Below are 13,424 nucleotides of genomic sequence, written 5' to 3'. Positions count from 1 at the left end.
GAAACCGGTCTGGTTGTCGAGAGCCAACTGGCAGTTACCTGCCTTATTATAGTGAAATCGCAGCAAATGGCAGCAAAATACTGGTCTTATCAGCCAGTGGCTGTCTGGATGTCTGTTGCGAGCGATGCCCGCAACGTCAGTTTTGCAAGTTGCGGCGAACGCTATCGTTCGCCGACAGACTTTAATTGATGATGCTATTTAAATGCGCGGCAAAAGGCGCTGCAGCTTGAAAGCCCGTAACACGGCTTTGGGTTAGTTCCGTGCCATCAGGAGCAAAGAACAACAAGGTGGGTAAACCGAGTACTTGATAGCTATCCAATAATGCTGCGTCGGCACGTGACATCGTGGTGACATCAATTTTAATCAAGCGCATTTGTGACGTTAACGCCGTCACTTCAGGTTTGGGGAAGGTCAGTTGCTCAAACTCTTTACAGGCGACACACCATTCCGCATACAGATCAACCATGGTGTATTGCCCCGCCGCAGCCGCCAGTTTTAATTGTTCGGCCAGTTCTTCAGCGGTTTCTATGACTATAAAGCCAAGGTCATTTTTTGGTTCTGTCGATACTGGCTGCGAGTTAACAAGGCCATTCGCTAGTGTTAATTGCTGGTTTAAGGCAAGTTTTATCAGTTGTTTAGCGGCCTCTGATTCAATAGTCTCCAAGGCGTTTAATACTTCCGCTGACAGTTGTTGTGAGTCTGCAGGCGTTTCATTGGCTTTAGCTGGATTCCAGTATTGTAAATTGAGCCAGAACGCGCTCAGCACCAACAGTTGGATTACAACTGCGATCATCGCTTTACCGCTGATATTCTCTAACGTGAAAATTAACCGGTATAGATAAAACACCAGAGCAAGAGTCAGCAATGTACCTAACACTAATATGGTGCTAAAAGGTAAAAAACGTTCTAATAAAATAAGCGGTACGGCCAGTAACAAAAAGCCAAAGATATTTTTAACGGCATTCATCCAATTGCCGGCTTTTGGTAATAATCTCCCGCCTGAAGTACCTAGTAGCAACAAAGGCAAACCCATACCTAAACTCAGTACATAGAGGGTCACTGCGCCAATCATTAAGTCGCCGCTTTGTGCTACATACAAGAGTGCAGCTGAAAGCGGCGCTGTGGTGCAGGGCGAGGCAATTAGGCCTGATAACGCACCCATGACAAAAGCTCCTTTTAACGAGCCGCCTTGCTGCTTATTGCTAATACCTGCCACTTTTTCTTGCCAGCGCGCAGGCAACTGTAAGTTGAAAACACCAAACATCGCTAAGGCCAATAACACAAAAATCACTGAGGCGACGATTAAAATAGCTGGGTGTTGTAACCACGCTTGAAATTTCACGCCTAAGCTGGCTACGACTAAACCCAATAAGGAGTAGGTAATTGCCATGCCTTGCACATAAGACATCGAAAGACTAAAAGCACGACGGGTTGAAAGTTGTTGCCCCTGGCCAACAATGATGCCGCTTAAAATAGGGTACATTGGAAAAACACAAGGGGTAAAAGAAAGCCCCAAGCCCAGTAAGAAAAACACGCCAAGGATAGCCAGTAATGAGCCTTCGGTTAAGCGGTCTAGTAAATCATATTGGCTAGACACCGGCGCTGAAGTTGCATTCGCAGTGGTTGCTTCAGCTATGGCATCGAATTGCTGTAAAGGAATTTCAACACTTTTCGGCGGATAACAAAAACCAGCTTCAGCGCAGCCCATATATTGCACACGAAAAATGGCGTCTTCATCAATATCGCTTAACGGGATCTTTAATTGCAATTGATGGTAATACACCTCGGTTTTGCCAAAGAACTCGTCTTCAATGGTCATGCTAGCCGGGTAGCTGGGGTGTGAAAAACTGACGGCTACGCCGCCAAGTTTAAATTTATCGCGATACATGTAGTAGCCATCAGCGATAGTCCAATTCAGTAATAAAGCGCCATCTTGTTGCCGGTAATCCAACACAAAGGCTTGCTCAACTGGCAGAAATTGCGGCTGCGCTTGCAGTAGGCTATTTAATACCGAATTGTTGTTCGCTAGTGCATTGCTTTGTTGTGCTTGGGCAAAGCCCGTTAAGGATAGGGTAAGAACCAAGCTTAAAAGCAGCAAATAAAAACGTTTAATGATCACCTAGGGTTACCTCATTTATCCATTGACCGTAGGGTGCATGCAGCCGAGTCAGCGGTAAAGCAATAATTTCTGGCACAGTGTACGGGTGAATGGCCAAGATGGCTTGTTCTATTGCGGTAAAGTTAACGGCTGGTGCTTTTAACTGCAATTGTATTTCCACACTGTGCTCAATTTGGCCTTGCCAGCGGTAACTGGAACGAATATCCGGCAATCGATTGATACAAGCGACTAACTGCTGAGACAGTAAGCTTTCGGTGATGCGCTGTGCGCTGCTGTCATCAGGGCAATTACAGAGAATCAATAAATAGGGCGTCATCGTCGGTTCTCAATCTGAAGCACAATGAAAAGTAATTATAAGCGAAAGCGACCTTAAAAAAATGCAGGTTTTTTTACAACAGCCCTTGGAATTTTTTCGTCAGCGCCCCATATAGCGAACACACAATTTAACACCCTTGTTAAACATAAAACTCGCTTTAGGAGATAGAGCATGAATATTCGTCCATTACATGATCGTGTCATCATCAAACGTACCGAAGCTGAAAGCAAATCAGCTGGCGGCATCGTGCTGACCGGGGCTTCTGCCGAAAAATCTACCCGTGGTGAAGTCGTTGCAGTTGGCAATGGTCGTATCTTAGATAACGGTAACGTTAAGCCACTAGAAGTAAAAGTTGGCGACAAAGTATTGTTCGGTGCTTATGTAGAGCGCACAGAAAAAATTGATGGTCAGGAATATGTTATCACCAAAGAAGACAACATCTTAGGTGTCATTCTGGATTAATTTTCACACTTTGATGATCAATTATTAATCGCATTTGAGGATATACAACATGGCTGCAAAAGACGTACGTTTTGGCGACGAAGCTCGCAATAAAATGCTGAAAGGCGTAAATATTCTGGCTAACGCGGTACGCGTTACCTTAGGCCCAAAAGGCCGTAATGTTATTTTAGATAAGTCATTCGGTTCACCTGTTATCACTAAAGACGGTGTTTCTGTTGCCAAAGAAATCGAGCTAGAAGACAAGTTCGAGAATATGGGCGCACAGATGGTGAAAGAAGTCGCGTCTAAAGCCAATGACGAAGCCGGTGACGGTACCACTACCGCAACGGTACTAGCGCAAAACATCATCAACGAAGGTGTTAAAGCCGTTGCTGCTGGCATGAATCCAATGGATTTAAAGCGCGGTATCGACAAAGCGGTTATTGCTGCCGTTGAAGAGCTGAAAAAACTTTCTCAGCCTTGTGCCGACAGCAAAGCGATTGCGCAAGTAGGTACTATTTCTGCTAACTCTGACGAAGAAATCGGTAACATTATTGCCGAAGCTATGGACAAAGTAGGCAAAGAAGGCGTGATCACCGTTGAAGAAGGTCAAGGCCTGAACAACGAGTTAGACGTGGTTGAAGGTATGCAATTCGACCGTGGTTACTTGTCTCCTTACTTCATCAACAACCAAGAAGCGGGCCAGGTTGAACTGGATAACCCTTACATCTTAGCTGTTGATAAGAAAATTTCGAATATCCGTGAATTACTACCGGTATTAGAAGGTGTAGCAAAATCAGGCAAGCCATTGTTAATCATTGCTGAAGACGTTGAAGGCGAAGCCTTAGCGACTTTAGTGGTCAATAACATGCGCGGCATCGTGAAAATCTCTGCGGTTAAAGCCCCAGGTTTCGGCGATCGTCGTAAAGCCATGTTACAAGACATTGCTACACTGACTGGCGGTACTGTGATTTCTGAAGAAATCGGTATGGAGCTAGAAAAAGCCACGCTGGAAGATTTAGGTACTGCTAAGCGCGTGGTTATCACGAAAGATAACACAACTATTATTGATGGTGCTGGTGATCAGGCGGCTATCGATGGTCGTGTGAAGCAAATTCGTCAGCAAATCGAAGAAGCCACTTCTGACTACGATAAAGAGAAACTGCAAGAGCGTCTGGCGAAACTAGCTGGCGGTGTAGCGGTAATCAAAGTCGGTGCGGCGACTGAAATCGAAATGAAAGAGAAGAAGCACCGTGTTGAAGATGCGCTGCATGCAACTCGCGCAGCAGTAGAAGAAGGCGTAGTGCCTGGCGGTGGTGTAGCTTTAGTTCGCGTAGCTGCTTCTTTAGTGGGCATGACTGGCGCAAACGAAGATCAAACGCACGGAATCAAAATTGCGCTACGCGCAATGGAAGCACCACTGCGTCAAATCGTTTCTAACGCCGGTGAAGAGCCGTCAGTGGTTGTAAACAAAGTGAAAGAAGGCACAGGTAACTACGGTTACAATGCCGCGACTGATGTTTACGGCGACATGTTAGAAATGGGTATCCTTGACCCAACTAAAGTAACGCGTTCTGCATTGCAGTTTGCTGCTTCTGTAGGTTCACTGATGATCACCACCGAAGCTATGGTAACTGAATTACCAAAAGATGATGCGCCTGCAATGCCTGATATGGGCGGCATGGGTGGCATGGGCGGCATGATGTAATCTGCCCAAGCATCTTTTTTCGATGTGTTAAAAACCCGTAAAGCGCTGCTTTACGGGTTTTTTTATCGGTAAATTCACTGCTTTAAGTCGTATTTTAATGATTTAAATTTACATCACGCTTGATATGGTTTTCTATTTAGTCGCTAATTATCCGTATGAAAACCATTGTATTGCCCTAAATAGGTTTTGTTTTCTTGTGTTTTTAGCCCATTTAGCCTGTCCATTTAGTCCTAAATGCAGGTGTTTTAAGCTGAGGTTTTGCTTAAAACATCACGGTTATTGGCTCTTTTTACACCACACTCAAAATGCTGAACGCTATTATATTTATGCTGTTTTTCGCCGTAATTTTGTACGGCTTCTGTTATAATAAACGCCTTGTGGCGCAGTAGAAAAAAGTCGAGCTAAAACTCTAACTTGTTGATGTTTGAATTGAATTGTAACGAAGCATCCAGTAAATAACCTAATAAAAGGAAGCGAAATGAAAGTTGTGTGCATCGGCGAAATGTTAATTGACTTTGTTTGTACAGATACGAACGCAGGCTTAGTTAACGGCGTAAATTACGTGAAAAAATCAGGTGGTGCGCCGGCGAATGTGGCGGCCTGTATTGGTAAATTAGGTGCGGATGTTTCGTTGGTAGCGGCCGTGGGTAACGATCCTTATGGTCAGTATTTAACTGAAGAAATTAAAGCTTATCATGTGAACACGGATTTTGTGTCGACATTACCGATGTCGACCACTTTTGCTTTTGTGTCATTAGCGGATAACGGTGAGCGTGAATTTGCGTTTAACCGCGGTGCCGATGAGCAACTGTGCCTGAGCGATGCAGCAATTGAGCAATTAACCGATGATGCCATTGTACATTTAGGTTCAGCCACGGCTTTACTGGGTGGCGAACTTAGCGCCAGTTATTCACGTTTGGCCACTGCCGCTAAACGTAAGGGTAATATCATTTGTTTTGATCCCAATTTTAGAATTGGCCTTTGGCAAAACCGTGAAGAAGAATTCAAAGCTAAGTGCGAGCACTATTTTGCGCTGGCCGATATCGTTAAAGTAAGCGATGACGAATTAGTATTGTTAAGTAATGAAAGCGATATGCAAAAAGGCTGTCAGTACTTTCATGATTTAGGCGTGAAGATTGTACTGGTTACTTTGGGCCCTAAAGGCTGTTTAATTTCACATCTGGGGCAGCAGACTTTAGTGCCAGCTTATGAAATAACCGCCATCGACACCACAGGGGCGGGTGACTCTTTTATTGGTGCTGTATTGTTTAAGATGTCGAAAACGGCGGCTGGCGACCATTTTTATCGTGAGCAAATTGCCGATTTCGTGGCTTTTGCCGGTAAAGTGAGTGGTTTGGTCTGTGCCACTATTGGTGCAATGGCTGCATTACCCACCTTGGCTGAAGTAGAAGCCGGAACTTTTATTGTTAAAAAGTAAGTAGGCGTAACCTCGCAAGCCTGCATCAGGCAGTGCTTGCTGGGTAATTAACATCAGCGCGGGGAACACGGTTAAATGCGGTTACATTTCTAAAGCGGTAAGTCGCTACTTAGCAAAGGCTCCGCAGTATACTTGTTGGTGTTCAACCCGTTGATCATGTTTGAACGCAAAGAACCTAACAGTGACAACACTTTATATTCACTCGCAGCAATAGCGTACTGGCCACATCGCGCTGTGAATACAGTTGTTCTTTTTCTTGCTTGCTGGTAGATATTACAAGTATTGGCATCGGATAGAGTTTTGCATGGATATGCTCGGCCATCCTTATCACTTGATCATCCGATGATGAATTATTTAGTGCTTAGCAGCGCTGTGGCATAGTAATTAAGTAAAGTCAGGTGTTGGCAGCCACCTTTGAAAGAGGCTGTAACCATGTCAAAGTGTGGCCTAATTACAGAGCGATACGGCTTGCTCGGATGACGAGAAGCGCTTTCATTTAGGCGGAGTGTCAGTTTGTATGGCCATTTTATGCGGTTAAGCAACAGCATACCGTTTGTTAGTTGCCGTGTTCAGCTTGCATAAAGCTAACTTAGCCTATACCTTTAAATGTTGTAATAACTCATCAGTTATTCGAGGAGGTTAAAATGCGTAACAGTATATTAGCAATGACGCTGCTAGCGTGGTCAGGGCTTAGTGTCGCAGCAGCCGAGCTAACACTAAACTTTGATGATCCCAAAGGTTTTACTGATGTAAGGCCGACTAATGATACCCGTAGTCGCTATTCTGAAAGAGTGGTCGCGGCATTTACTGACTCCTTTAACGAGTTGGCCGCAGAAATGCCAGCCGGATATACATGGCAAGTCACGGTAACCGATATTGATTTAGCGGGTGATGTTGACTATTTTGCTGGGCCAGCCGGTCAAGCTTTACGCATTGTTAAAGATATTCATTCGCCTGCTATTCGCTTTACACACCAATTACTCGATGCCAGTGGTCAGACGGTGTTAAGTGGCGAGGTTAAGGAGCGTGATATGGGCTTTTTGCAGCGCTTGGGCCGAGCTAATTCGCGTAAAGAATTTGAGTTTGAGCATAAAATGCTGGAAGACTGGTTTAATAAAACGGTAAAGCCTGCTTTGAATGACTAGTATCGGTATCGGTAGTCAATCACAAACCATGTGTGAAAGGGGTAACGGCTAAGCGGTTACCCCTTTTTTGTTATTTGGTGATGTGTCGAAATTCAGCCAAGGTTTTGTGTAACAGTTTGAGTTGTCGGACCACACGCTCTAAAGTTGCGGTATTGAATTGCTGGCTTTGCCGCATCGCCGCGATGTGTTCTGCAGTTTCAGCCAAGTAAGGCATAAAACGATTACTTTGCGCACTAAATCCTGCTTCTTTAGCAAATACCGCCTGATGATTAGCCTTACCTTCTTGTTGCAATTGCTCTAGCAGTGCATCGGCATCGAGGGCTTTACGATAAAGCTCTTTTAGATTGTCATCCAGTTGTTCCAGTAGAGTATCCATAACGCATCTTTTCAAATCATTAAAATTAGCGAGCTATTATGCCATAAAGGCTGTGGTAGCAGAGTCCAAAACAGAGATAATTTGTGTCGAGCCATTCCATTCTAAAATGTTTTGTTATACTATATCGTTTCTTTGATTTCGTGTTTTAAGGATATCGCAGTGATTGCCAAAGCGAGAGTGTTGTTTGATAAGGTAGGAATAATGGTCACATCGTTATGTGCCATTCATTGCATTATGCTACCTGTCATTCTGCCTATCTTACCTTTGTTAGGTTTAACTGCCGGCCACAACCATGCGTTTGAAGGCATAGTGTTACTGCTGACCATGGCCTTAGGTTTCTTTACTTTATTTGTGGGTTTTCATCGTTATCATCGTAAACTTTACCCATTTTATGCGTTGTTTTTAGGTGGTTTTATTTATTGGCAACGTGGTGCTTGGGGTAGCGAATACGAACACCTTATTTTGATTGTCGGTGCCACCTTAGTGGTGTCAGCGCATGTTATGAATATGCGCTTATGTAACAGTTGCAATAGCTGCGAAGACGAACATCAACCATCTTAATTCTGCAAACTCATCTTTAAAATCCCGCTACGGCGGGATTTTTGTTTCTGACGATTTACTGCTTTTTGCGCCGTTTAGTTTGACGCTGAAAGGCGCTGTCGGCTGCGCGCCGGATAATTGCTAAAGATCCCATCTACGCCATAGTGCTGCAGCCGCGCAATATCATCGGCTTGATCCACGGTATACACATAGACTTTTAAGCCACGGGTTTTGGCGTCATCGACAAACGCTTGGTTGGTAAAGCTAACATCACAATGCATCGAGTAAGCCCCCAGTTGCTCTGCAAAAGCCGCATAATCAAGCGGTAAGCTGGCCGTTAACGCCCCCAGTTTTAAACTAGGTTGCGCGCGTTTAATGGTATGCAGTAAATGGTGATTAAACGAAGAAATCAGCAAGCGTTGGCAATCGAAAGCCAATTCTTGCTCGGCGCGCTGCAGTAACTTAACTAAGGGTTCGGCAGTATCTGCGCCTTTTAACTCAATATTTAACCAGACTTTAGATGGCTGTAATTGTTGTAATACTTGCCACAGTGTCGGTACGCGCTCACCGCGCCCGGCATCAAGCTGCTGTAATTGGGCTAAAGAAAACTGATATAAGCTGCCTTGCCCATTCGTGGTGCGTGCCACATGATGATCATGGATAACGATCAACTCACCTTGCAGTGCAAATACATCTATCTCAATAGCATCTGCGCCTTGAGCTATCGCTTGCTCAATCGCCAATAGTGTATTTTCTGGATACTCACCACTGGCACCACGATGCGCGATGATTTGCATACTCATTCCTTAAAAACTCTTTTTACTTAGTTTACTGCAGATAAAGGGCCGGTTGCGGATTTTTTTCATCAGCTTTTCGCGGCAACTGAAAGTAAATAGCCAAGATTAGAGAGGTTTAGCTGAGGAGGCAGTGAAAAAGGGCGTTGTGACGAGAAAGAAGAGAAGAGCAGGACATCCGTATATCCTGCTCAGGTATTACTGTTTAGGTTATGTTAGCAAATGGCGTACCCATGCGAGTGACGGTGCCGGGTTGCTGATCGGCTAAAAATGCAACTTTGCCAGCAGGGAAAGCTAAGATAACCGTTGAGCCGAGTTTAAAGCGGCCCATTTCGGCGCCTTTTTCTAAACGAACACTGTTTAAACCGCTCGCCGGATAATTCCAACGGAAAATACTGCTGCCCGCGGGTGGCGTGACGGTACCGGCCCAGACGGTTTCAATGCTAGCAACGATCGTAGCACCGACTAATACCAAGGCCATTGGGCCAAACTCGGTATCAAAAATCGTTACCACGCGTTCGTTACGGGCAAATAAATCAGGCACGTTTTCAGCCGTTAATGGATTAACCGAAAACAACTCGCCGGGCACATAGATCATTTCACGTAATACGCCAGTTACCGGCATATGAATACGGTGATAGTCTTTCGGTGCTAAGTAAATGGTCGCAAATTCACCACCTAAGAAAGGCGCGGCGGTTTGTTCTTTACCCCCTAATAAGCTTTGTAAGCTGTAGTTATGGTTTTTAGCTTGCACCAGTTGGCCTGAGACAATTTCACCCAGCTGGCTAATAGCTCCGTCCACTGGATGGGCGATAATCGCCGGATCGCTGTCCAGCGAGCGAATACCGTCTTTTAACGGCCGAGTAAAAAACTCATTAAAACTGGCATAGTCACTGGCGCGTTCAAATTTAGCTTCCTGCATGTTGATGTTATAGGCTTTGATAAACAGTTTAATCAGCGCATGGCTGATAAAGCCTAAACGGGCAGCGGCCAATTTACCCACTAAGCGGGAAATTAAATGCTTTGGTAGCATATATTGCAGGGTGATTTTTAGTTTATCCATAGCGGGTCGATACTCTTAAAATTAAAAATGATTCGGTTTATCCTGCGTCATGCTGGTCAGGATTTTTAAATAACTGTCGTAACGTTCTTGGCTGATCGCGTTTTCAGCTACGGCATGTTGAATGGCGCAGCCGGGGTCTGTGATATGTTTACAGTCGCGGAATTTACAGCGCCCCAGCCAAGGTCGAAATTCAATAAAACCTTGCGTTACTTCTTCAGGTGATAAGTGCCATAAAGCAAATTCGCGGATCCCTGGCGAGTCGATCAGTTCACCACCTTCTGGCAAATGATATAACCGCGATACGGTTGTGGTGTGCTGTCCCAGCCCTGAAAGCGTTGACACTTCACGCGTTACTGCCGCCAAACCTGGCATCAATGCATTCATCAACGACGACTTACCCACGCCAGATTGACCAACAAAAATACTGGTACCACTGTGAATATACTCTTGCAGTGTACTCATACCCTGGCCGCTGTTGGCGCTTAATAGCAAACAGGTGTAATTGAGTTGGCGATACAGTGCAAGTTGCTGTTCTAATTCTGCTTGCGCGGTCTCATCGAGTAAATCGGCTTTATTAATGACGAGCAAGGGTTTAATGCCGGTCATCTCTGCCGCGACTAAATAGCGGTCAATAATATTAAAAGACAATGCCGGAAGAATGGCAGAGACAATAATCATCAGGTCAATATTGGCTGCCACAGGTTTTAGGCCGTCATAGAAATCAGGGCGTAACAAAACCGAACGGCGTTCTTCGACTGCTTCAATCACGCCATCAATACTGCCAGTAGCCTGGGTGCTGCGCCGCCATATTACGGTGTCGCCCGTTACCACCGAACTGATGGTGCGCCGCATACTGCAACGGATCACCTTACCTTGGGCATCTTCAACGTCGGCATGCTGACCAAAGCGACTGAGTACCAAACCTGGCTCAGGCGCTAATAAGAGTTGTTCATCCCAGTCGACGGCACCTTTTTTAGCATTACGTTGTAAACGTCGCTGCTCATTTTTGGCAATTCGATCGTGCTGGCGCTGTGTTAGATGTTTTTTCTTGGTCACTGGTTACCGTTTTTCTGTAAAGGATGCTATTACTGTTAAGCTTAGGACGTGTATCATACCTGCAATCTGGGTTGTAACAAAGCAGCAAACGTTTCAGCCCACTCACTTCAGAAAGGTACTGAATAATTATGACAGTGAATGATAGCAACTTGGTTTGGCTTGATTTAGAAATGACGGGGCTGGAACCAAAAACCGATGTTATTTTAGAGATGGCCACTATTGTGACGGACAGCGAGTTAAATATCTTAGCCGAAGGTCCGGTCTTTGCCATTAAAACCGCGGATGATGTGTTGGCGAATATGAACCCTTGGTGTGTTGAGCAACACGGTAAGAGTGGCTTAACGGCTCGCTGTCGTGCCAGTGACGTTACGCTAGCCGACGCGGTTGAGCAAACACTGGCCTTTTTAAGTCGCTATGTTAGCCCAGGTAAATCGCCGATGTGTGGTAATAGTATAGGGCAAGACCGGCGTTTTTTGGCAGAATATGCGCCTGAGTTTGAAAGCTTCTTTCATTATCGAAATGTCGATGTCAGCACGATAAAAGAGTTAGCGAAACGCTGGGCGCCTGAAGTGATTAAACACGTACAAAAAACCAACAGCCACTTGGCGATGGACGACATTCGTGAGTCAATTGCTGAATTAGTGACCTATCGCACACATTTTTTTCGAATTCCTTAAAAAAATGCTTGCATCGATTGGCCAGTTTTGTAAAATGCGCGCCATCAGTAAGCAACTTCGGTTGCAAACATGATGCGAGTTTAGCTCAGTTGGTAGAGCGCTACCTTGCCAAGGTCGAGGTCACGAGTTCGAATCTCGTAACTCGCTCCAAATTAGAAAAGCAGCCCTAGTGGCTGCTTTTCGCTTTTCTGAATCTGCGATATTGCAAAATATCTTTTTTTAGACAACAATTTCTAGCAAAATGTTATGTTGAGACACAGTGCTAAGGATTTGCAATGGCGCTCTCCCCATGTGTTAGAAACTGCTGTCTAGACCAACACGACTGCTGTTTGGGATGTGGCCGTTTATTGGCTGAAATTACCGAATGGCATCAGGCTAATGAGCAACGAAAAACGGAAATTGTCGAGCAGGCGGCAGCACGACGAGCAGAGCGGCCTGTTAATCAGTTTAACTATCTCGCGGCAGACCCTTCTGAATAATCCGTACTAAACGTTCGGTACTTCTTGGTAATAAATTAGCTTGTTGCCAGCTTTTTTGTTTTTGCTGTGCTAGCGCCCAGCGAATATGCTCTTTTACTAACTCACTGGCGTCAGCCAACCGTTGCTGTAATATCTCACTAATAGCAGGGTCATAAGGCGCATTGCCCAGCGCAACGGCAATGTTTCGTTGCCAGCGTTCAAAGCCAATCCGCCTAATGGCGCTGCCTTCGGTTAACTGCAAAAAGGTCGCCTCATCCCATTGAAAAAGTGCCAGCAGTGACTGATCTTGCCAGTGTGGACGACGTTGAAAATCGCTTTCCTGACTCAATGGCGCGGCTCGATTTATCGGGCAGACTAATTGGCAATCATCACAGCCATAAATACGATTGCCGATTTGCGCTCGAAAATGTTCAGGGATCGCATCGGCTAATTCAATAGTGAGATACGAGATACAGCGGCGGGCATCAACAACATAAGGCGCCACTATGGCACCTGTTGGGCAACTGGTTATGCAAGCCACGCAGCTACCGCAATCGCCGTTGTGTGGCGTGTCGATGGGCAAATCGAGATTCACCAGTAATTCGCCAAGGAAAAACCACGAACCGGCTTGCTCGGCTAACACCAAGCTATGCTTGCCAACCCAGCCTATACCGGCTTTTTGTGCTAAAGGCCGTTCTAAAATGGGCGCCGAGTCGACAAAAGGGCGGCCGGCTAATTCAGCACTGAGCGTTGCAATCTTCTGGCCCAGTTGCTTTAAACGTTGGCGCATTAATTTATGATAATCTCGCCCCAGCGCATAACGGCTGATATAGGCCAAGTTAGGATCGGCTAAGTTAGTGGCAAAACCTGCTTGCTGCGGTAAATAATCTAGGCGTACGCTAATTACACTGAGCGTACCGGGTTGTAATTCAGTGGGTCTGGCACGCAACATGCCGTGTTGCGCCATATAATGCATTTCACCATGGAAGCCAGCGTCTAACCACTGCTGTAAGTGCGCTTCATGCTCAGCTAAGTCAGGTTTAGTAATACCACAGGCCTGAAAACCTAATTCAGCGGCCCATTGTTTAATTTGATCTGCTAGCTGCTGTTTTTCCATACTGAACTCTGTATTCGTCATATCGGGCTTTTCTAGGCGCTACTTTAACATAAATTGTCAGTGGTCTTTTGGCATTTAGACTTCACCTCGATGGCTATAAGTGGCTAACTAGCGGGAACTTGAAGCAATTTACTCAGTCTGACCACACGCTTGAGCGGTTTTTCTTCCTGCATGCC

At 45.4% G+C, this 13,424-nt stretch carries 14 protein-coding genes and 1 tRNA gene; 8 read left to right on the top strand and 7 right to left on the bottom strand.

Features of this window, described 5'->3' with window-relative positions; all coding sequences use genetic code 11:
• Positions 1-181: 181 nt before the first annotated feature.
• Entirely contained in the window at positions 182-2,119 is a 1,938-nt protein-coding gene (locus tag ORJ01_RS04770; protein WP_306177126.1) for a protein-disulfide reductase DsbD, read from the bottom strand.
• The gene (gene cutA, locus ORJ01_RS04765; RefSeq protein ID WP_226749491.1) at positions 2,109-2,435 is read right to left on the bottom strand and encodes a divalent-cation tolerance protein CutA; all 327 of its coding nucleotides are present in this window, start codon (positions 2,433-2,435) and stop codon (positions 2,109-2,111) included. Before cutA ends, ORJ01_RS04770 begins: the two co-directional genes overlap by 11 nt.
• A gap of 171 nt (positions 2,436-2,606) precedes the next feature.
• Here cutA and ORJ01_RS04760 point away from each other — a divergent pair, with 171 nt between their 5' ends.
• The 4 genes from ORJ01_RS04760 to ORJ01_RS04745 all read left to right on the top strand — a co-directional run bounded on the left by ORJ01_RS04760 (position 2,607) and on the right by ORJ01_RS04745 (position 7,167).
• Positions 2,607-2,897: a co-chaperone GroES gene (locus ORJ01_RS04760; protein ID WP_226749492.1), complete on the top strand. Its 291-nt coding sequence runs from the start codon at positions 2,607-2,609 to the stop codon at positions 2,895-2,897.
• 49 nt (positions 2,898-2,946) lie between these two features.
• The gene (gene groL / locus ORJ01_RS04755; protein ID WP_226749493.1) at positions 2,947-4,584 is read left to right on the top strand and encodes a chaperonin GroEL; all 1,638 of its coding nucleotides are present in this window, start codon (positions 2,947-2,949) and stop codon (positions 4,582-4,584) included.
• A 478-nt stretch (positions 4,585-5,062) separates the two neighbouring features.
• Complete coding sequence (locus ORJ01_RS04750; RefSeq protein WP_306177125.1) at positions 5,063-6,022, top strand: carbohydrate kinase; 960 nt, start codon at positions 5,063-5,065, stop codon at positions 6,020-6,022.
• A gap of 644 nt (positions 6,023-6,666) precedes the next feature.
• Entirely contained in the window at positions 6,667-7,167 is a 501-nt protein-coding gene (locus tag ORJ01_RS04745; RefSeq protein WP_306177124.1) for a DUF3016 domain-containing protein, read from the top strand.
• Between the two features lie 70 nt (positions 7,168-7,237).
• Here ORJ01_RS04745 and ORJ01_RS04740 read toward each other — a convergent pair whose 3' ends face one another.
• The gene (locus tag ORJ01_RS04740) at positions 7,238-7,543 is read right to left on the bottom strand and encodes a primosomal replication protein PriC (RefSeq protein WP_229585298.1); all 306 of its coding nucleotides are present in this window, start codon (positions 7,541-7,543) and stop codon (positions 7,238-7,240) included.
• A 159-nt stretch (positions 7,544-7,702) separates the two neighbouring features.
• Here ORJ01_RS04740 and ORJ01_RS04735 point away from each other — a divergent pair, with 159 nt between their 5' ends.
• Positions 7,703-8,104 carry a MerC domain-containing protein gene (locus ORJ01_RS04735; RefSeq protein ID WP_306177123.1) on the top strand — a complete coding sequence of 134 codons (402 nt, stop codon included), beginning with the start codon at positions 7,703-7,705 and terminating at the stop codon, positions 8,102-8,104.
• 74 nt (positions 8,105-8,178) lie between these two features.
• Here the strand turns inward: ORJ01_RS04735 and ORJ01_RS04730 are convergent, their stop codons facing one another.
• From ORJ01_RS04730 to rsgA, 3 genes are all read right to left on the bottom strand, one after another.
• Positions 8,179-8,880 (bottom strand): glycerophosphodiester phosphodiesterase family protein, encoded by a 702-nt coding sequence (locus ORJ01_RS04730; RefSeq protein WP_306177122.1) that lies wholly within the window; start codon positions 8,878-8,880, stop codon positions 8,179-8,181.
• A gap of 202 nt (positions 8,881-9,082) precedes the next feature.
• Positions 9,083-9,940, bottom strand: coding sequence for an archaetidylserine decarboxylase (gene asd / locus ORJ01_RS04725; protein WP_306177121.1), 858 nt, complete (start codon positions 9,938-9,940; stop codon positions 9,083-9,085).
• A gap of 21 nt (positions 9,941-9,961) precedes the next feature.
• Positions 9,962-10,996, bottom strand: coding sequence for a small ribosomal subunit biogenesis GTPase RsgA (rsgA, locus tag ORJ01_RS04720; protein WP_226749502.1), 1,035 nt, complete (start codon positions 10,994-10,996; stop codon positions 9,962-9,964).
• A 128-nt stretch (positions 10,997-11,124) separates the two neighbouring features.
• Between rsgA and orn the strand changes: the two genes are divergently transcribed.
• The 3 genes from orn (at position 11,125) to ORJ01_RS04705 (ending at position 12,152) form a co-directional block, all read left to right on the top strand.
• A complete protein-coding gene (orn, locus tag ORJ01_RS04715) occupies positions 11,125-11,673 on the top strand; it encodes an oligoribonuclease (RefSeq protein ID WP_226749503.1) in 549 nt (182 codons plus the stop codon).
• A gap of 74 nt (positions 11,674-11,747) precedes the next feature.
• Positions 11,748-11,823: transfer RNA gene (locus ORJ01_RS04710), tRNA-Gly, on the top strand.
• A 125-nt stretch (positions 11,824-11,948) separates the two neighbouring features.
• Positions 11,949-12,152 carry a DUF1289 domain-containing protein gene (locus ORJ01_RS04705; protein WP_226749504.1) on the top strand — a complete coding sequence of 68 codons (204 nt, stop codon included), beginning with the start codon at positions 11,949-11,951 and terminating at the stop codon, positions 12,150-12,152.
• On the opposite strand, the gene queG is transcribed toward ORJ01_RS04705, so the two are convergent.
• Positions 12,121-13,248 carry a tRNA epoxyqueuosine(34) reductase QueG gene (gene queG, locus ORJ01_RS04700; protein ID WP_306177120.1) on the bottom strand — a complete coding sequence of 376 codons (1,128 nt, stop codon included), beginning with the start codon at positions 13,246-13,248 and terminating at the stop codon, positions 12,121-12,123. The genes ORJ01_RS04705 and queG overlap by 32 nt on opposite strands.
• Positions 13,249-13,424: the final 176 nt, after the last annotated feature.

Origin of the sequence: Alishewanella sp. SMS8 (assembly GCF_030737935.1) — a bacterium.
In the GTDB taxonomy this organism is placed as follows: domain Bacteria; phylum Pseudomonadota; class Gammaproteobacteria; order Enterobacterales; family Alteromonadaceae; genus Alishewanella; species Alishewanella maricola.
This window is presented reverse-complemented; position numbering and strand designations above follow the sequence as displayed.